The following is an 18,186-nucleotide window of genomic DNA, read 5'->3' as shown; positions in this document are numbered from 1 at the left end:
AAGCATTACAACATTTTCATGAGGCACCACCGGGAGCTGTCCCGCCTGGCCTGGTTAAGGGCATTGGGGGATCGTTGTCCACTCGCCGCCGCGCCGCGGCCTGTTGAGAACCTTCTTCGCCCACCAGCCACGCGGAAACCGCGACCGTCCCACACGACTGGCGCCTCGCGCACGGTCGTCGCCCATCGATGACGATCACCCGCGTCCACAACGGACGTGAACCCCGCGCTGCCACCAGCCGCAGCACCCCATCACGATATCCCCCGGGTGGGTGGCGGTTGCCCCTCGCGCGGGGGAGCACGGTGTGAGGGTGGCTGGGCAACAGTGAAGGCATGAACAGAACTCGAACCCTGGCACACGTCGCGGGTTGGATCGCCGTGGTCGTCGGCGTGATCCACACCCTGGCTGCGCTGTGGGACAGGCTGAGCACGTGGGCGGACATCCTTTCCCGGGGGCCATGGGAGACCATCTCGCTAGACGTCACCACTGACAATCGGGTCTACTCCGAAGCCTTCTGGTACTCGCCGGGCAGCTTCGGGATTCCGCTACTGCTGTTCGGTGGCCTTGTGCTGTGGACGGTTCGCCGAGGCGCGCGGGTGCCCGCGCCGTTGGGTTGGGGCATGACCGCCTGGGGTGCCGTGATGTCGGCCCTGCTTCCCGCATCGCCCGCGTGGGCTCTGCTGCTGGCCGGGGTACTGCTCATTCTCGCCGCGCACACCTCCCGAAGGCACGGCGCCACAGAACACGCCAAGCCCGTTCAGCGGTAACGCAACGAATGCAACCGAGCGTAGGCAACCGCCCCGGAAGCCTCGCATGTGGCGTGAATCTGTACCCCATCGCTGTAATCGGCGAAGTCGAAGAGCGCGCGTTGCGGCACCGTGGTTCTAAGACTTATTGCTCGAGTGTGGGCCCCGGGGCCGGTGTCTGATGGTGGGGCGGTGGCGTCGTTGGTGAGTGGCGCGCGCGCTGTTGAATAGCGCTCGCGGCATTGAGTGCGGCGCGCATTCGCGGCGATGGCGCTGGAGTATCGGGGTCGGTCGCCGTAACACCTCGCTCCACGACCCGGGCGGCGACGGTGCGGGCTTGGGCGCGGTCGGTGTCTGCGTTGTCGATGGTGGCTTGCTTCATGCGGTCGCGGGTGGACAGCTCGGAGCGGATTTCGTCGACTTCGACGTGTGCTTTGTCGACGTCAGCGCGGGTGACCGTCAGCGTCATGGTGCGCGGCAGTGTCTGTTTGGCGGCGGCGATGTCGGCGTCTATGGCGTGGGCGTAACGCTGTTCCCAATTCTGTTTGAGGTCGCGCAGTGCTTGCTTGGCGGCGGTGTGGTGGGGGAGCCCGACGCGACGCGCGGCCGCGGCCGCGGCGATACGAGCGCGGTGGCCCGCCTCACGGCGGGCGTCGCGTTCGTATTTGGCCTCCGCCTGCTGGTCGACCACCGCGTTGATGTCGCGGTAAAGGCGTTTGCGGGTGGTGCCACCCATCCACAGTTCCACACTGAACTGTTTGGCTTCGGCACGCAGTTCTTGAGCGCGGCGGTGCAACGAGTCCATACGGGCCTGCGCGGCTTGCGCGGCGGCGTGTTCGCGATCGACACGGGCCGAGGCTTGCGCGGTCGCCACGAGTGCGCGGCGATGGGCTATGAGCGAGCACGCTTGCGGGCCGTCGCCGTTTCTGGCGTCGGCCAGGCGTTGCGGCATGGCCTGGGCGCGCTGGTCGCTGAGAGTGCGCGCGGTGGCCAGTTCGTGCTCGACGTAGTCGATCGTGGCGTCCAGCTCACGGAGCCTGTCGGTCAGTTCGGCACGCGTGAAAGCGCCATGGCGGCGTTGCCACCACTGGTCCCACAATGGCTTTTCCCCGATGGCCGCCGCACCGGTGGTGCCGGTCGTCGGCGTACTTGGTACGGGCAGCATCGTGTTGGGCAGGGTGCGTTCGGCGTCTATCGCGGCTTGCAGACGCGGCGCGGGTGTGGGCCGGTCGGGATCATCCGGTTCGGCCGAGCGGGATACGGCGCGAGCGGCGGTGGTGCGGGCCTGGGTACGGTCGCGGCTTTCGGCGTCGCGGACGTCGATGCGCATGGAGCGGCGCAGCCCCAGTTCGGCCTCGATGTGGGCGAGGTCGGATTCGGGAGCGGCGGCATCGCCGGACTCCAGCGCGGCACGTTGGGTTTGGAGTTCGTCGGTGGTGAAGGCGCCCAGGCGGCGTTGCCACCATGGTTGGTCGAGGCGCGGTGCCTCGATGTCTGATGCCGCATCCGCTGGTGTGGCGGCCGCGGGGTCGTCGCTTTGATGGTGGTGGCGGAACGGGTCGGTGGTGGAGGTCGGTTGCGGCCAGGTGCGGTGGTCTAGGTATTCCTCGTACCCGGCGACTTCGGCCAGTGCGACTGGTTCGGGGTCGGGGCGTTCCAGATAGTCGGCGTAGGCGTCGATGGCGCGCTGCAACAGGTCCTGGCCGTCGCGCGCAGCCCCGAGCCGGGTGGCGCGATCGGCGTGTTCGACGACTTCGCGTGCTAGAAACGCGTCGACGTGTTCCATGTGGCGTGACAACGCGGCGTAGGCGGCATCCGGGGACATGCCGGTGAGGTTGACGATGACGTGTTCGGCTTGGCCGCCTTGGTCTTTGTGGACCACCATGGCGTAGCCGAGGCTCACGTTCCCGGCGTCGATGTAGTCGCGTGACACCGTTTGCTGGCGCAGGATCGCTCCGCAGGGTGTGGTCTCGCGCCATTCCAGTCGTAGTTGGCCGGTTGCCGCGTCGATGGTGACTACGTGGGCGCGGATCCCGTTGAGGATGTCGGGCCCTTGCCCGCGAGGCCGGTAGTCGTTGGCGCGGGTGACCACCACGTCCCCGGCATACAGGCGCATGGCTTGGCCCGGCGCGGTGGTGTAGGTGAAGCCGGTGCCCGCATCCAGGTGCCCGGCGGCCAAACGCGTGGCTTGAGCCGCGGCATTGAGGATCGTGACGTCACTGTTGTGCCCGGCCAAGACCATGATCTGGTCGATGGCGTCATGTGGATTGGTGATGTGTTGGAAGCGGGCCCACCATGCCGCCGTCATTCCCGCCAGCGTGTCGTCGAGGCTGTTGGTGGCGTGTATCGCCCCGGTGTCGGCGAACATGTGCAGGGTTTCGCGGCGATGGTCGAAGCGCCAGGCGCTGAGTGCGTGGCGGTGGGTTTCGTAGCGTTGGCGGCGGAAGTCGGTGAGCACCTGGCCGCCGACGATGGTGTGGACGTCACCAAAGGTTGACCCCACCCCGGGGGATCGCAACTGGAACGTATCGCCGATACCGATGATTTGGGTGCCGCTGCGTTCGGCGGCACTCAGCAATGTGGCCTTTTGCCGGTCGTCGGCCATGCCCGCCTCGTCGACGACGAGTACGTCCACACCCTCTAGTCCGGGGCCAGATGTGATGCGGTGCAGCCAATAGGCGACCGTGCGCGACGGGATCGCGGTGGCGTGGCGCAGCCGCAGCGCGGCTACCGCTGCCGTGGATGCTCCCCACACCTGGTGCCCGGCGCGGGCGTGCGCTTCGGCCAGCACTCGCATGATCGTGGTCTTGCCGGAGCCGGGGACGCCGATGACGGCGTCGACGCCGTGGCCGCTTGTGGCCAGTCGGTCGATCACCGCGCGCTGCTGCTGTGACAGGTGGAAGCCCGCGCTGGTTTCGAAGTCAGCCACCACCTCGGCGACCAGCGAGGCGTCGACGCGCGGGTAGGCGCCGTTGAGGCGTTTGGACGCGGCGTTGAAGATGGCGATCTCGCTGGCGACGATGTCGGCCGTCGTGTAGCGCTGCGCGTTGGACAACGTGGCACCGGCGTCGCGTTTGAGCCGCACCGCGTACCCGTCTACGGCGAGCACCTGGTCGGTGAGGTGCTCCAGGCGCTCGAGGCAGTCGACACCCGCGGGCAAGGCCTCGGCGACGGCGGCCAGGATGTCGGCGCGGGTGACGGATTTGCGGTGGCTGGTCACCCCGACATCCGGATGGAAAACCTCGTCGGCGATCTCCACAATCGTCGGCCGCAGCCCCTGGCGAGCCGATGGGGGAGAAGCCTCGGCGGTGATGGACCGCAGCAGTTGGTCGACGTCGGCGCCAGTCAAGGCGGCTTGTCGATGCCAGTCTTGCAGCAGCGCCGCGATATCCCATGGGGCGGCTGGTTGGCGGGTGGCCGCGGCACAGGCCTTGGACTGGCGTGGCGTGGCGTGTGGTTCTTGGACCCAGTTGGCCGCGACCGCGGCGAGGACTTGGTGCTGGCGTTTGCTGAACACGCCGCGCATGTCGGGGGTGATGCCGGTGATCTCCCATTGCCTGGTGACCGGGTCGCGATGCCACTGGATCCCCAACTGGGTGGAGGTGTAGTGACGGATACGGGCTTTGATGTACGCGTCGGCGGCGTGGGCGTGCCGGAAGATGTCGCGGCCGCCCGAGGCCACCGTCCGCCACTTGTCGTCGCTGCAGTGCACCATGTTGAGGATTTGCACGTGGGCATGCAGGTGCGGGTCTGGTGCGGCGGTGGCGACCGGGCGTGCGGTGCGGTGGGTGGCCACCCAACTGATCAACCCGTCAGCGTCCACGCGGCGGGCTTTCTTGCCGTCGCCGTGGTGTCCTTTCAGGCCGTAGGCAGTCCAAGTTTCCAGTGCCGCCACGGTCTCGCGGACAGCTTCCTGGAAGACGGCATCCAATTGCGTCGCGACCGGTTCGGGAGCCAAGGCCTGCACGATGCTGAAGCTTTTGGGCATATCCAGCGTGAGATCGAAGCCGCGGTTGCCGATGCGGATCGTGCGGTTCGCGTTCGCCCAGGCTGTTGCCAACGTCGAAGCAGGATAGGAATCGGCCAACTCGACTCCGGCTTTGGCGGCGATCCACGCCGCGTCCTTGACCGGTATCTTGTGGACGCCGTCGCGGGTCAGACCCCGCAGCATCCGCTCCACACGCTGCACCACGACCTTGTCGTCGCCCAACAAGACCGGGACACTGACGTTGTTGTCAGCTGCGGCGGCTTGCAGGGCGTCGGCAAGCGGCCGCGCCGACAGCATCGCTTCGGGCGCTGTGGCGCGTTTGGCGACCACCAACTGGGCGCCGGTATCGGGGTGCTTGCCGTCGGCCAACAACCGCATCCGGGTCTTGTCAGCCTCAGTCATGGCCGCCCCCGGCTCCAGTTGGAACTGGCTGATGCCGGACCCGGCCAGGACCAGACTGCCGCCAGAGCCCGCCACGAGCGTCTCGGAGTACTGCGGATGCGGCCCGGTGTCGCCATCAACGGGAACGGCGCAGCCGATACTGTCGCGCAGTCGATAGTCGATTTGCGCCATGACAGGGCCCAATGTGGTTACCCAGGCCACAAACCCCACCTCGACCTACTACATGCTGCCCCTCTCTGGCATCAGGATTGACAAATGCAGCGGTCCCACATCAACGATACCTTGGTACTACATCCACCCACATGTGTTGACACAATGGAATGCCCCACACCCTCAATTCGTGAGTGGACAGCCATTGGCCGAGCGTTCACGAGGTCGCCAAGTGGGTCCTAAAGGCAACTTACGAGCTACGACGAGCGGAAGCGTGGGTGTGAGGCGTGGCGCGCCCAGGAGCCGGGACGGTACCAGGGAGGGTTCGGGATTGCAGGCAACGGCGGGGCGTTGGGTTAGCGGCTTGCACGAGGGGTGACCCCGGGCCGGTGTTGGCTCGGGGTCACCGGGGGATTGCGTTAGCCGGGTTAATGGTGGCCGGTGCATTCGTCGGGGTTGTCGCATGTGAGGCAACGCAGGATGGATATAACGTCTTTGTGGGCGTCGCGGCACGACTGGCATTTTTCGTGCCAGCGGAACTGATCGGTAACGATTTGTTCACAGTGGAGACAGCCACGCATGCGGGGGGTGTCGCGAAGCTCTTGGGTCTCGTTGTTGATGTCTTGGGCATATCGCGCGATCGCTGCGGCCATGACAACTGCTGGACTGAGGTCATGGCTGCGCGTCAGGTGAATGATGCCTTTGAAGGCACTGGCGACGATGATCGTCAGTACTTCTTGGTCGTGTCGGAGCAGCGACTGAATGTCTGGCGACATGTGGCCGTTTGATTGCTCGACCATGAACGCGTTAAGCGCGTTGGCGGCCTGTTCGGCTTGGTTGCGGTTGGCGATGCTGTGAGTGTGTTTGGGGGGTGTGAGGTGTGTTGTCAGTGACAGGGTGGTGGTGCGGGGTTCGGCGCTGTGGGCGGGTTGTCCGCACGTGGGGCATGGCTCGTGCCATGCGCGAGATTCGATATAAGGGCTGTGGCAGTGGGGGCATCGTTGATTCTTGGCCTTGTTGAATTCGTCGACGCAGTCCAGTGTGGTTGCGGGTAGGGCTTCGTTGGCGAACCCGGCACTGTCGTCGACGAGCTGATCCGACAGGTGCATGAGCGCGGTGGCGAGGTAGCCGGCGGGGTGGGTGCGTTCGGATTGCGGATCGGCGTCGGGGTGGTTGAAGGTGTGGGTGGCGGCGGCGGCGCTGCGTGCCAGGAGTGCGTTGCTTTCGTTGGGCGGAGGGATAGGGATGTTGATGCGAAACATTATTTATCCTTTGTGGTGTTTTCTGGTTGTGGGGTGGCAAGGGCTTCGCCGTCCCTTGCCGGAACCGAACACTTGGGCTCGGTTGCTTAGGTGGGCAGTGGTGCTATGTGGTTGAGGGTGTTGTTGATGGCAGTGATCGTGGGTAGGGCCTCGGGGTATCCCCAGTGGTGGAGGGTGGTTTTGAGTTCCAACATGTCGTAGATGTCGAGACTGGACAGGTGGTGTGGGGTGGGGGCGACTTCGTCGCGGGGATAGGCCTGGATACGGCTGCCGTACGGGGGCGCGTATTGGTATCGCAGACACACCATGTGATAGGCACCGACTTCGGGATGGTGGTGGGTGGCGAGGTACAGGCCGTGCGCGGTGGTGGTGGGGGCGGAGTGGGGGGAGGTGACGACGACGAGGGTGGCGGGGGGCAGGTGGGCGTGCATGGGGGTGTCCTTTGTGCTGTGCCTGGTGCGCGGTGGGGGCTTCGCCTCCCCCACCGCGATGGTGGTGCTTAGGGCTGGGTGCCGTAGGTCATGTCTGCCAGGGTCTTGGTGATCGCTTTGAGCGCGGCCTTGCCTTCACGGCGGTTCCACATGGCCAGACCGTGGAGGAGTCGCGTCAGTCTGACGAACCCCAGTGTGGACAGTTCGTCGGGTTTAATGGTGATCTCGTGAGGCATGACGGGTTGGACGGAGATGCCGACTGCCGGTGGTGCCATGGTGTAGAACCACACGAGGTAGTAGGTGTCGGGTGTTTCGGGCTGGACGGTTTCGAGGCAGATGCCGTCGCAGGGTTTGGGGAATTGGGAGCCGTCGGCCCATGGGCGGGCGGCGGTGAGGGTGCCGGGGTGGAGGTACCTCTGGGGGTCATTCATGGTTGTTATTCCTTTGTGTTGTGTCTGGTGTCGTTAGGGCTTCGCCTCCCTGTTGACATATCTAATAATAGCCTAACCAGTGTTGATTGTCTAGTGGTTTGGCTGGTGAATGACGACTTTATCGACACAGGAGTCTATTGTGGAATATCGATCTCGTTGCGAGCGGAGGATGATGGACGCGGCGTCGTTGTGACCTGAACGCTGCCGGGAGGCCAGCACGTGGCGGCCATGTGGGGTACGACGAGCGCGTGGCGCTGTGCCTGTCGGCGTTACCGCTTTGCCGGGTGCACAGCGCGTGCAATGGCCGGATGGATAACGAGCGACCAGGTGTGTCCACTAGTGGAGAATGCGCACGGTCCGATGTGGCGCTGAGGGGCTCCTAATGTGCCGCGCCAATGGGCGGCGAGGGTGCTCGGGTGCGGGTTTCAGGCGGTGGGGTCGATGGTGCGTCGATACCAGCGCCATTGTGAGGGCTTGGACGCGTCGGGATTGTCGATGTCGAATCCGTGATCAGGTGGTGGCATCGACGGGGCGGGGTGTTGGGCGATCCATTGGGGTTTGGCGCGGGCGAGTTTGGTGCGCATGGTGGCCACAGGTATGCCCTGGACGTGGGCGGCTTGGCGGTAATCCAACAAGGCCTCAGGTGCGGTGGGCGGGGGTGGTGCGGGGGCTGAGGGTCGGCGGCCGCCGGCGGCGCCGCGACCGGGGCGCGGGTGCTCGACGATGTCACGGCGGCGCCATTCCCAATGGGCGGGGCCGGAGGCGTAGGGGTGGTCGGGATCGTATCCGGCGCGCGGCGGGGGCATGAGTGGACGCGGATGCCGTTTGATCCATTGGTGTCGCGCCTTGTTGGCGTAGCGGGTGATGGTGGTCGGGCTGGCGTGCCATACGTGGGCGACCTGGTCGCGGCTAAGCATGTCTTCGGGGTCACCGCCGGGGGTGGGGGAGAGAGGTTTGTTGGCGTGTGTCTTGGCGGCGAGGATGTCGGCGAATGCGTGGACACCGGTGAGGCGGTACCATTTGCGGCCGTCGATGTAGGTGCCGTTGCGCACGGGGGCGAGCAAGTCGGGATTGGCGGGAATGTAGGTGCGCACGGTGGAGGGCGCGCGGTCGAGGATCGCGCAGACCCCGTCGAAGTCGGTGCATGCCTCGCCATCGATGTCGCGGGTGATGGTGTTGCGCGGCGTGGCCATGTGCGCCTTTCGGATGCGAGTACGGCAGTGGCGGCTGGTCCAATCCCGCACCGAGGTGCGGGGGCGAAGAGGACCAGCCGCCGTGATAAACCAGACAGCCCACAAAGGAAAGGGGCATGTTTATCGCGTCGTAGTGTACTCGCCCAGGTGCGCCGGTAAACCACCCCGAGCAAGGGTATCTAATAATAGCCTGACCGTCGTGGGGTTTCGGCACCGATGCGGTCGCTGGCGAGTGACGGTCACGGGGGCTTGCGGGATCCTGCGGGCGCGTGCGTGGCGGTGGCCTCGGGACATGGTTGATATTGACGACGCGGCCGACTGTTGATCGCTGCCTGAATGCGGAACGCGGAAATGTCGGTGGCGCATTTCGGTGCGGGGCGACTGGCGTATTCGGGTGATGCGGGATGAGGCAGCTGGAAACGGGCGGGCAGCGCCCCGTGTGGTGTCGGCGCCGGTGCCGGGTCACGCGTGGCCCGGCACCATGTCGAAGCAGCGACGTGGCCCGCACCGATTCACGGTGCGGGCCACATGCGGTGTGGTGCTATGTCGCCACGATGTCGCTGATGGTGCGGCTGACCTCGGCCAGCACGCTGGCCGAGGTGGCTGCTGTGGTCATGATGCGTGCGGCGGCGCCCAGATTTTCGGATCCCTTGTGGAACTGGTCGGTGTGGATCTGCTTCAACGCGTCGGTGGCGGTGCTGGCGGCCCAGGTGACGTCAGCGGTGAGTTGCGCGGCCAACTCGGTGAGGCGATGTTGCGTTGCGGCGGGAATGGTGCCCGCGGCGTCGTCGGGGATCGGCAGAATGTCCATAGGTGACCTTTCTGTTGGTGGTGGTGGGGTTTTCGGCCGGCTTGGCGCGACACCAAACTAATTAAATAATAGTGTTTCAACGTTGAGTCGTCTACGGTCGTCAGCGCGGGTGTGGACGTGCGGCGGTGACGCTCGCCACCGTTGCCTCGTTGCGTGTCTATGATGGTCGGATCAGAACATGGATCGCGGATCGCGGGGTAGGCAGTCTACGGCCGGTGGGTGTCCATAGTCGTCGCACAAGAAGCAGTATCGTTCGGCCAGTCGCGCTGCGGCGCGGTGTTCGGGATCGCTAGGGCAGTCGGAGGCGCGGTGCCAGATGTTGACGCAGGCGCCGTCATGGTCGGGGCAGTACGACCCGGTGCGGTCGCGCATGGCACCGCCGCATGCGGCGCGCGGACAGGTGCAGTTGTCTCCGACCAACACCGCGTGCAAGATTTCATCCACTGTGTAGTCCTAAGTGTGAAACAGATGGTGGCGTGGGGGAGTGGAGCGCGCACAGCGCGCTCCACGAACCGGTCAGCGAACGCGCAGCATGAGTTTTTTGTGGGCTTTGGTCTTGAGGCCGTCGTCGCGGCCTTCGACAATCGCGGTGGCCCTAGCGGCGTTTAGGGTGGAGAACTTGCCGAGCATGCGGGGCTTGTCGTGGTCGATGTAGCCGGTGATGGCGCGCTCGGCGGCGTACAAGGTGGACCCGCAGCGGCGCGATTCGGTGTCCCATTGGGCCATCAAGGCCTCGCGCCGATTCTTGGCGTTGGTCTTGCCGCGTTTGGTGGCGTTGGGTTCAAGCGGCCACAACTCGTCGATGAGCGCGCGAAACTCGTCGATGACCATGTCATGGTGTGCCAGCGTGGTTTGCTGGGCGGCGAACTCGTCGTAGTACTTCACCGACATTTTCAGGGTGCGGCGTGCTTGGCGCATTTGATGCATGGCCGATTCGGTGTGGCGAATGCTCCACGAGGTGTAGGCGTTGTCCAGCGCCAGGCGTTCGGTGTTGGCGCACACCGGCCGATACGGGGTGACCACGGCGGTGATCGATGAGGATCCGTCGTGGGAGTTGAACACCACCACAAACGGGGTAATGGTGTCGTTGATGCCGGCGGCGTCGACGGTGACGGTGTCGGGCAGCCGCATGGACACGAAGGTGCGGCGCCCGCCGCGCACCGCACCGGCCGACTCCCACACCACGTCGTAGGACTCGACGAGGTTCCGCAAGAACTCGAAGCATTCGCGGTTTTGCACCGTGTGGTACTTGGATCCCACGACACCCAACGGCGCGGCCGTGTCGGAGCGTAGGGTGTGGAACTTGTCCGGGTGGGTGTGCAGCTGATCGTCCCATTGGTACAAGGCGGGGGTGGTGTGCACGGTGAAGTCCAGTCGCGACAGTTTCAAGACTTCGTCGATGTCGCGGGTGCCGCCGGGGATGTAGCAGCCCAGCCCGTGCCAGGGCGGTGCGGCGCTGTACAGGGCGGCTTGTCCGGTGGTGGTGTCCAGTCCATGGTGGGCGATGATGCCCTGGACGGTGTCGTAGGCGATGATCTCGCCGCGATCCCACCCGGTCATGACGCGGTAGGTGTCGCCTCCCAGGGGCTGGAGGTCGCCGCGGGCGACTTGCGCGGCGATGGCGGCTTGTTGGTTATCGGCGGCGCGGATCTGGTCGAGCTTGGCCTGGGCGAACGCGTCGTTGACGTCGAAGGCCGCATCCATGTCACTGTCCTTTCGCGAGTGCTACGGGGTTTTCGGATGGTTCGGATCGGGGGGCAATCCCCGAAATGAACTAATTAAATAATAGTGTTTCTGCGTGTATTTGTCCATGCGACCGCCTTCCGATTGAGGTCACGAAACGATAAAAACCGCAGGTCACCATGAGTGGCAACGCCGGGTGATGCTGGCCGAGGATGCCATTGGGGCAGCCTAGCTAAAAATGTATTATTCAAGTATTTTGCGTGACGGCACCCGCTCCAGACAGGAAGGACAACCATGACCGGCAACACGCCAGCCCCCGTGTCCTCACCCCAGCCCATGACACTGGAAGAAGCCGCCCGCACAGTGGAACTTCCCCTGGAACTGGCGCGGTACTGGTCGCAACCCGAACGCCGCCGCGCCTACTTTTGGCCGGAGCCACTGGCCACCTCCGCCACTGCCTACGATCGCGAGGACATCGCCGCCTACCGCCTGTTCCTGGACCAATGCGTAGACGTCGAAGAAGCCGCGGCGGTGGTGGACATGCCGGTGTCCACGGCCAAGGTGTACTCCAGCCCCAAAGAACGCGCCAAACGCGGCTGGCCCGAACCCGCCGACACCCGGCCCGCGGCCTCGCGTGGCAAACCCAAGCCACTGTTTCGCATCCGTGACCTGTTGGTCTACAAGCACCACCAGCAGCCACCCACGCGTATCCGACGCGGCGACCCAAACGACCTCATAGGTGTGGAGGAATTTGCCACCGAAATCCAGGTCTCGGAATCTGTGATGAACACCTACGTCACCTGGTCTCTTCCTGATTGGCGCTCTGGCAACGACGGTTACCTCCCCATGCCCGTCGACAGCCAACCCGCGCGCAACGGCAACGTCTACTGGTGGAGGCGCTCGCAAGCCTGGACATGCAACGAGAACCGTCGCCACCGTCCCGGTGGCCGTCCGCAAGGCCAACGCCCCACCACCCACATGCTGCGCGAGGTACTACTGTCGCAGCCCTACAAATCGGTCGCCGATCTAGCCGCCCTGTTGAGCCAACATGTGCCGCAGCCGGTGTCCATTCAAGTCACCCGACGGTTGCTGTCGCAACTGCGACGACAAGTGCTCAGCGACGAATTGCTGCCCGCCTTCCCGGACATCGCGCCAGGCACCGACCGCGACGAACTGCGGCGCACGATCGAATCTCGCCCTGATACCGACGAGGCCGCCCACGCCAGTCGCCAACTGACCATCATGAACGACCTCGAGACAGCGTTGACGCAAAAGGTCCCAGTCAAGCTGAACGCAGGAACACTGGAGCAACTGCTGACAAAGCTCCGCGACGACTAAGCATCGAATGGTCAGACCGCACGAGCAGACATGGCCTGGCAGAGAGGCCTCCACGCCAGCGCTGTCTGTAGATTGTGGATCGAACGGTGCCTTGGTCCGGACAGCGACAAGGCCCCTGGAACTGACAGTACGTGTCAGTTCGGGTCGAAGGTTGCGGGGCCCGAAGCTCTGACCGGGAGCACGTAACGTGGGCGCGAACGCTTATGCGTCCATCTGTCCAAACACACATTGCGGATGTCCGGTTCGGCGGCCCCCACTGCCACAATCACTTGGATGCGTGACATGACCCCAATCGCGACAATCCTGGCGTTGTTGGCTTTGCTGGGTTTGGTGCACAACGGTTTGGCGATCACAACCGAGCGCTGGCGGTACTACGCCGACGAGGAACCGAAGTGGTATCCGGGCAAAGCCGTTGACGCCATCCTGGACCTTGGTGGGCTGGTCAAGGAGGGAATCGGCCAGGGATGTTTGATGAGCGGCGTGCCCATCCTCGGCGGGGCGCTGGCGGGCATGCTGTTGCTCCCTGACCATGTGAACGCGGGGCTGGCGATGCTTGGCGCTGTCGGTCTGCACGTGCTGGGTATAGCCAGCCACGCCGTGATACTGGACGAGCCATTCCGGCGTGCCGTGTTTGACGTGCTGGTGGGGCTTGGGTTCGCGGTGGCGGTGGCGCTGATCGGCCTCACCCTGTACTTGATCTGAGCAGCCGTGTGCGTTGCTTCGCATGGTAATGGCGGACCCCGCACGGACCTGACAGTGGGGCTAAGCCCGTGTAGCCATTGAATCGTCACTGATGTTTCGGGTAGTACTAAGGTATCTATGACACCGCCGCGCGCGGGCTGCCCCGATACCGTCGACAGATGCCGAACGTGCAACGCAAGTTGTGCGCGTGGTGCCGGGCACCGATCGAATGCACACGTCTGCTGTCAGTTCCGATGGAGGTTGCCGGACACTCAAGTCTTGACCTGCGATGCGACAGGTAGGTCGGGACGGTGCTCGCTTCAAACGTCCAGATCAACCTGTCGGTTCCCGGGAATCCGGGCCGAGGCTGGTGCGATTTCAGCGAGGATGTCGATGCTGACGGTCTTGGATCTGCTGACGGGCTGTTGCCCAAACTGTCTCGAAATCGCTGGCCGACAACCACTGCGGGTCGTGCCCCTCCCATTCCGAGATGGGCGGTTCGGCGGTAAGGCCGTAGACGCTTTCATACTCGGCTAGCCGCCCGTCTTGTTGGGCTTGTTGCCATTCGGCCAGCGAGGCAGCAGCCAATGCCTCGTTTCCGGGCTTTTGAAGCTCGACTTGGCGGGTCACGTACCCATCGGTGTCCAGCTCGCAGTAGAACCAGATGGCCTCCTCGTCCCAGAAACATCGAATCCAGCGTGTCACGGGTTCACCGCATCGAAGAGCTCGTCGAGCCAGCGCCAGCCGGCGGTGCCGTCGTCGTGGATGTGCAGCATGAACTCGGCGACCGGCCCGTCGTCGGGGAACGTCATGGTGAGCGCGCCGCGGACCTGGGCGTAGCAGGCGTCGGCCTGCTCCCAGTCCTCTTTGTCAGCAGCCCGCTGTTGCTCAGCGAAGAGGGGACGGAAGTCTTCAAAGCCAGGCAGTGTCTCGACGTTGGCGTTGATCCAGGGAATGTCGGTTTCGGTCACGCGCAGCCGGGCAATCTCCTGGTCACCGCGGAGGAGCCGCCAGACACCGCCGGTGGTTAGGTTTAGGTTGGACATGTCGTCATGATGGCGCTCACCACTGACAATGTAGGGAGTGCGGTCATGGAACGCGCTCGATGCGAGAAATACTCCGGCCGGAGTGCCGCGTTTGGCGAGAAAGCGCCAACTCGGTTGAGGTCGGAGATGAAGCCGCCGATTGTGACAACTATGTCCGGATGTCGACACCGCTTTCGCGCCGCGGCACGCTGATGATCAAACAGATGTCTGAGATCCCATCTTGGCGTGGAAGGTGAGGTTCGGATGCTGCACTGCTGCTATTCGATTGTGGTTGGGCTGGTCTTTCGGGTTGGTAAGTTTGTTATCCATTTGAGAAGTCGTTTGAGTCGTTCCGTCTCGTAGGTGGGTGGTGCAGTGGTGATGGCGGATTTCAGAGTGGCGATCGCAGCGTCAGGTGCGCTCTCGCGCAGGTAGTCGGCAGCATTGAGACGTATGGGAACATTCGCGTCGGGATCGATCAGGATCCGTTGCCATACTGGTGTTGTGAGATGGTTATAGCCAGTCTCGTTTAGAGTATCGATGACTTCTTCGGCTTCTTCGGCGGTCAGTGAATCATCGTCAAGTATGAGCGTGAGACTCCACCGAACGCCTTCGTCGTTTGTAGCTTTACCCCACAGTTTTAGGATCTTGGTCTTGTGTTCCAGTGACGCCAACGGATCTGTCAAGACGGACTCGAAAAGCGGTTTAGCCGACGCGGTTGCCTGGTAGTCAATAAAGCACTGAGCTACTTGGACACGTACACTTATGTGCTTGTGATGGGAATCGCTCAGGCAATTGAGGATATCAGGGGCTCTTGAACTGTCTGTTGTGAGCCATGCCGAAACCGCCGAGGCAATGTCCTCCAGGTCTGCGGTTTCATCAGCAAGTACAGCTCGCGCCAATTGAACAGCCATCCCAGGGTCTTGCTCAGTGACTGCAGCGGCGATCTCCGACTTGATGGTTGATGTGTGTTGTTGCTGCTGTGCTGCAATCTCGAGTAGCTGCGTGCAGGCGTCTTGGCCACAGGCTTGCAGCCATTCTCGCGCGGCAAATCGAATTTTGAAGGCTCGTGCATCGGGATGAGTGATGATTCCAATGGCCGCTTTCTCGATTGCGATGGGAACCTTGGCTAGGCCGTCGGCAGATCGAAAACCTTGAAGCACTGTCCATGCAGTATCGTCAAAGTTTCTATATTTCTGCGCCAAGACGGTGTCGATTAGAGACTCACAACACTTGCTGTCAGCTTGTGTCAAAGCCTCAACCATCTCAGTGATCATGTCATCGTGACCTTGAGATTCTGGGCTTTCGAGTATTTTAACGGCAATTTCTAGTGCTGACGCAACGGATCCCTGGCGTGCGAGTTCTCTGCACACATCGGCACGCACCCAATGCGTTACATTTTCGGAGTCGACGAGCTCGACAATGCGGGTTGTTGCTGATTCTCCCTCGAGGGCTAGCCAGAGTTCGGCTACCCAGCCATAAATATTACTGTTGTCGAATGGCTCCTGCATGATTGCTTCACAAACCCGGGCTGCTTCCTTTGTCAATCCCCGTATTGCCAGGCGACGTGCGGCATCTACACGCGATGTCAGAGGAGCCACGGTTGAGGTCGCGAGGTTGGTCAATAGTTGGGTTGCCGCTGGGTGGTGTTCACCCGACAGGGCATCAAGCGCATCAGCCACTCTGAGTGCGGCGCCACGTGTGGCGTCCACGCAAAGCGTTTCCACCATTGCCAATCCCTCTGGTCGGTTCACCACCCATCCGTAGCATTCGGCGGCTTGGGCGCGTCGGCTTACCGGAATGCTGGTGTTGTTTGCCAATTGAGTAATTTGCTGAATGACTTCGGGATGCGGTCCGAATTCCGCGATAAGGTCAAAGACAACGTCAGCCCAATCACCGCGAGGCGCGGACACTGCTTCGTCTACGAGACGGCGGATGACGGCTTTGCGGATGTCTTCATCGATGATGGTGCCCATGAGCGCCATACGCGCAGCGGCGGCTAGCCCCGGACGAGCTGGTTGAGTAAAGATTGAATCCTGCTGTTGGCGCATAAGCTGTCGTATGAGTTTGACTTGCTTGCTGGGCTCGCGTTGAAGGTAAAGGCTAAGCACGTAAACGCTCAGGTTCTGCGTTCGGGGATCCTTGGCCATGTCAATCCAGAAACTCAGCTTCTGGACGCCACCGGCAAGTGCCGCAGAATGTGCCTGAGCGGCAAGGTACTCAGCGAAAGCGCGGTGTATGAATGCGACATCTGTACCGGCCACAGTAAACAATCCAGTGCGCAGAAGGAGATGCCGCAGGTCGGTCTTCCACCCACGTGGAAGTACTTCAGCTCCGGCGATGTTGTCCAGCAGCCGCTCCTCGGCGATCTGCATCAATGAGTCCGCGCCATCCAAGTAGCGCACCCCAATATGTTGAAGGAGTAGCGGCACCTCGTCGCGTTTCAGATGCGACGCAAGGCGCGCAGGAACCGTGATGACATGATCCTGATCGCGGCAGTGTCTCGGTGGTCGTTGAACATCGTCAACGAACTGCCCAACCAGTTGAAGCCTATTTGTTGGAAGCTGACGATCGGGCTTTGCGGCATGCAACGCTGCCGCCACTGATGCGAACAACGGCACCCGCACGACATCCGCCAGATGGGGCTGTTGTGTCAGCTCGATAAAACTTCGACACAGGGTGTCAGCTGATTGAGGGTGGTAATGGTTGAACCAGTGGCGGGCGAAGTGTTCGAGCTGGTCACGTGAAAACCGTCCCAAGCTATACCGATGCACCCGCTCATGAGCCAGTGGCTGCAGCTCTCGTTCGGGGAGATTACGAGTGAGTATCACCAAGCGGTGTGCCCCTGCCTGCGCGCTTACTCGTTGCAACTGCCGCAAGACACGATCGCGGTCGTCGCGGTCGGTTACCTCATCTAGCCCATCGACAACGATCAACCATCGCGCTCCCGCGACACGTGCGGTGAACCATCGCTCGTCGACAGGCTCAACTGGAAGCGCTACGCGCTGTGCTTCTTTCGCGAGCAGACGGCCGAAAGGCTCGTCAAGCGCAAGCTTTGCAGCATGAATCCGCAGTGGCGGCGACGGCCGAAGGTTGGGGTGAGGTGCGGGCGAAAGCCACCGCATTGCAGCAGAACGCACGATGTGTTGAGCTGCACTCGACTTTCCGGTGCCTGGTTCACCGATTATTAGGATGTGGCGACCGTTAACGTCATCCACGAGCGATTCCAGAGTTCTTACCTCCACCCCGGAATCCATCTCTGAAGATCTAGAGTTCGACGCTGGTTTGTGGGCGACCCGCCTGAGAGTTCGGGGCACGAAGACCTCCGACAAGCGCGGTGAGAAGTCGTCTTCGACAACGTCATGAGGAAGCCGATCCGCGACGTCACGCTGCGCTCGCACGATCTCGACGATCTCCATCTCTGCCGCATTAACCTGCACATTCTTGGCGGGACCGAAATGTTTGCGCACGCTCGGCACCGTCAGACAGTGCTCGAGCCAGAACGCGTCCAACACCTTGCCGCCCCGAATGGCCTCGTAGCGGATGTGGTGCACGATCGCGGCCACCAACGGCGAAAGCAGCTCATGACCCGCGGCCTGCGCGATCGTTTCGGCATTCGGCCTATCGTCGTCGCGTGGCGGGAACAGGGCTTCGGCGATCCAATCGCGCACCGCCACCGGAAGCTCATCGACCTCTCCACCGTCCACCAACGGCAGTGCCGCCTCGTCACGTACCTGGAACAGAGAATCGGCCACATGCTCGGCACGGTCTGCATCGCCGCTGTACACGTACTGCGTCGCTTCCCGCACCCCGTTGCGGACCGCTACCGCCAACGCCCGCTCTGCCAGCGACAAATCGGCCAGGGACAACAGTTTCCTGGCTTTGCCGCCCATCCACCGCGTCGAGGAGTCGCCCGCCTTGTTTATAACCCAGCCAGCCAGGCCCGCCAACACCATCGACCACACCGGCTCCACGCGACCACCCATCCCACGGCTGACAACTCCCGTTGCCCCACAGGCTAACCCACTGCCACTACTCCACACCA

General features: G+C 63.1%; 14 protein-coding genes. 3 read left to right on the top strand and 11 right to left on the bottom strand.

The window, feature by feature from the left end:
- Window positions 1-332 precede the first annotated feature (332 nt).
- Window positions 333-767: a DUF6463 family protein gene (locus SNAS_RS17835; RefSeq protein ID WP_013018847.1), complete on the top strand. Its 435-nt coding sequence runs from the start codon at window positions 333-335 to the stop codon at window positions 765-767.
- 124 nt (window positions 768-891) lie between these two features.
- Here the strand turns inward: SNAS_RS17835 and mobF are convergent, their stop codons facing one another.
- The 8 genes from mobF to SNAS_RS17800 form a co-directional block, all read right to left on the bottom strand.
- Window positions 892-5,307: a MobF family relaxase gene (gene mobF / locus SNAS_RS17830; RefSeq protein ID WP_041625022.1), complete on the bottom strand. Its 4,416-nt coding sequence runs from the start codon at window positions 5,305-5,307 to the stop codon at window positions 892-894.
- Window positions 5,308-5,714: 407 nt separating this feature from the next.
- Entirely contained in the window at window positions 5,715-6,548 is an 834-nt protein-coding gene (locus tag SNAS_RS17825) for a hypothetical protein (RefSeq protein ID WP_013018845.1), read from the bottom strand.
- An 86-nt stretch (window positions 6,549-6,634) separates the two neighbouring features.
- Window positions 6,635-6,979 carry a hypothetical protein gene (locus SNAS_RS35835; protein ID WP_013018844.1) on the bottom strand — a complete coding sequence of 115 codons (345 nt, stop codon included), beginning with the start codon at window positions 6,977-6,979 and terminating at the stop codon, window positions 6,635-6,637.
- Window positions 6,980-7,047: 68 nt separating this feature from the next.
- Window positions 7,048-7,410, bottom strand: a complete 363-nt coding sequence (locus SNAS_RS17815) for a hypothetical protein (RefSeq protein ID WP_013018843.1) — start codon at window positions 7,408-7,410, stop codon at window positions 7,048-7,050.
- Window positions 7,411-7,835: 425 nt separating this feature from the next.
- Complete coding sequence (locus tag SNAS_RS17810) at window positions 7,836-8,603, bottom strand: hypothetical protein (protein WP_013018842.1); 768 nt, start codon at window positions 8,601-8,603, stop codon at window positions 7,836-7,838.
- A gap of 541 nt (window positions 8,604-9,144) precedes the next feature.
- Window positions 9,145-9,414 (bottom strand): hypothetical protein, encoded by a 270-nt coding sequence (locus SNAS_RS17805; RefSeq protein ID WP_013018841.1) that lies wholly within the window; start codon window positions 9,412-9,414, stop codon window positions 9,145-9,147.
- A gap of 171 nt (window positions 9,415-9,585) precedes the next feature.
- On the bottom strand, window positions 9,586-9,858 hold the full coding sequence (locus SNAS_RS35240) for a hypothetical protein (protein ID WP_144300551.1): 273 nt from the start codon (window positions 9,856-9,858) through the stop codon (window positions 9,586-9,588).
- A 72-nt stretch (window positions 9,859-9,930) separates the two neighbouring features.
- Complete coding sequence (locus SNAS_RS17800) at window positions 9,931-11,118, bottom strand: DUF932 domain-containing protein (RefSeq protein WP_013018840.1); 1,188 nt, start codon at window positions 11,116-11,118, stop codon at window positions 9,931-9,933.
- A gap of 273 nt (window positions 11,119-11,391) precedes the next feature.
- On the opposite strand from SNAS_RS17800, the gene SNAS_RS17795 reads away from it, so the two are divergent.
- Together SNAS_RS17795 and SNAS_RS17790 are read left to right on the top strand one after the other, a co-directional pair.
- A complete protein-coding gene (locus tag SNAS_RS17795) occupies window positions 11,392-12,435 on the top strand; it encodes a hypothetical protein (protein ID WP_013018839.1) in 1,044 nt (347 codons plus the stop codon).
- Between the two features lie 273 nt (window positions 12,436-12,708).
- Window positions 12,709-13,137, top strand: coding sequence for a hypothetical protein (locus SNAS_RS17790; RefSeq protein ID WP_144300550.1), 429 nt, complete (start codon window positions 12,709-12,711; stop codon window positions 13,135-13,137).
- A 357-nt stretch (window positions 13,138-13,494) separates the two neighbouring features.
- On the opposite strand, the gene SNAS_RS17785 is transcribed toward SNAS_RS17790, so the two are convergent.
- The 3 genes from SNAS_RS17785 to SNAS_RS34160 all read right to left on the bottom strand — a co-directional run bounded on the left by SNAS_RS17785 (window position 13,495) and on the right by SNAS_RS34160 (window position 18,115).
- The gene (locus SNAS_RS17785) at window positions 13,495-13,821 is read right to left on the bottom strand and encodes a DUF6881 domain-containing protein (RefSeq protein WP_041625021.1); all 327 of its coding nucleotides are present in this window, start codon (window positions 13,819-13,821) and stop codon (window positions 13,495-13,497) included.
- The gene (locus SNAS_RS17780) at window positions 13,818-14,162 is read right to left on the bottom strand and encodes a hypothetical protein (protein WP_013018837.1); all 345 of its coding nucleotides are present in this window, start codon (window positions 14,160-14,162) and stop codon (window positions 13,818-13,820) included. The genes SNAS_RS17785 and SNAS_RS17780 overlap by 4 nt, the downstream gene beginning before the upstream one ends.
- A gap of 257 nt (window positions 14,163-14,419) precedes the next feature.
- Window positions 14,420-18,115, bottom strand: coding sequence for an NACHT domain-containing protein (locus SNAS_RS34160; RefSeq protein ID WP_169313896.1), 3,696 nt, complete (start codon window positions 18,113-18,115; stop codon window positions 14,420-14,422).
- Window positions 18,116-18,186: the final 71 nt, after the last annotated feature.

Origin of the sequence: Stackebrandtia nassauensis DSM 44728, from assembly GCF_000024545.1 — a bacterium.
Taxonomy (GTDB): Bacteria; Actinomycetota; Actinomycetes; order Mycobacteriales; family Micromonosporaceae; genus Stackebrandtia; species Stackebrandtia nassauensis.
This window is presented reverse-complemented; position numbering and strand designations above follow the sequence as displayed.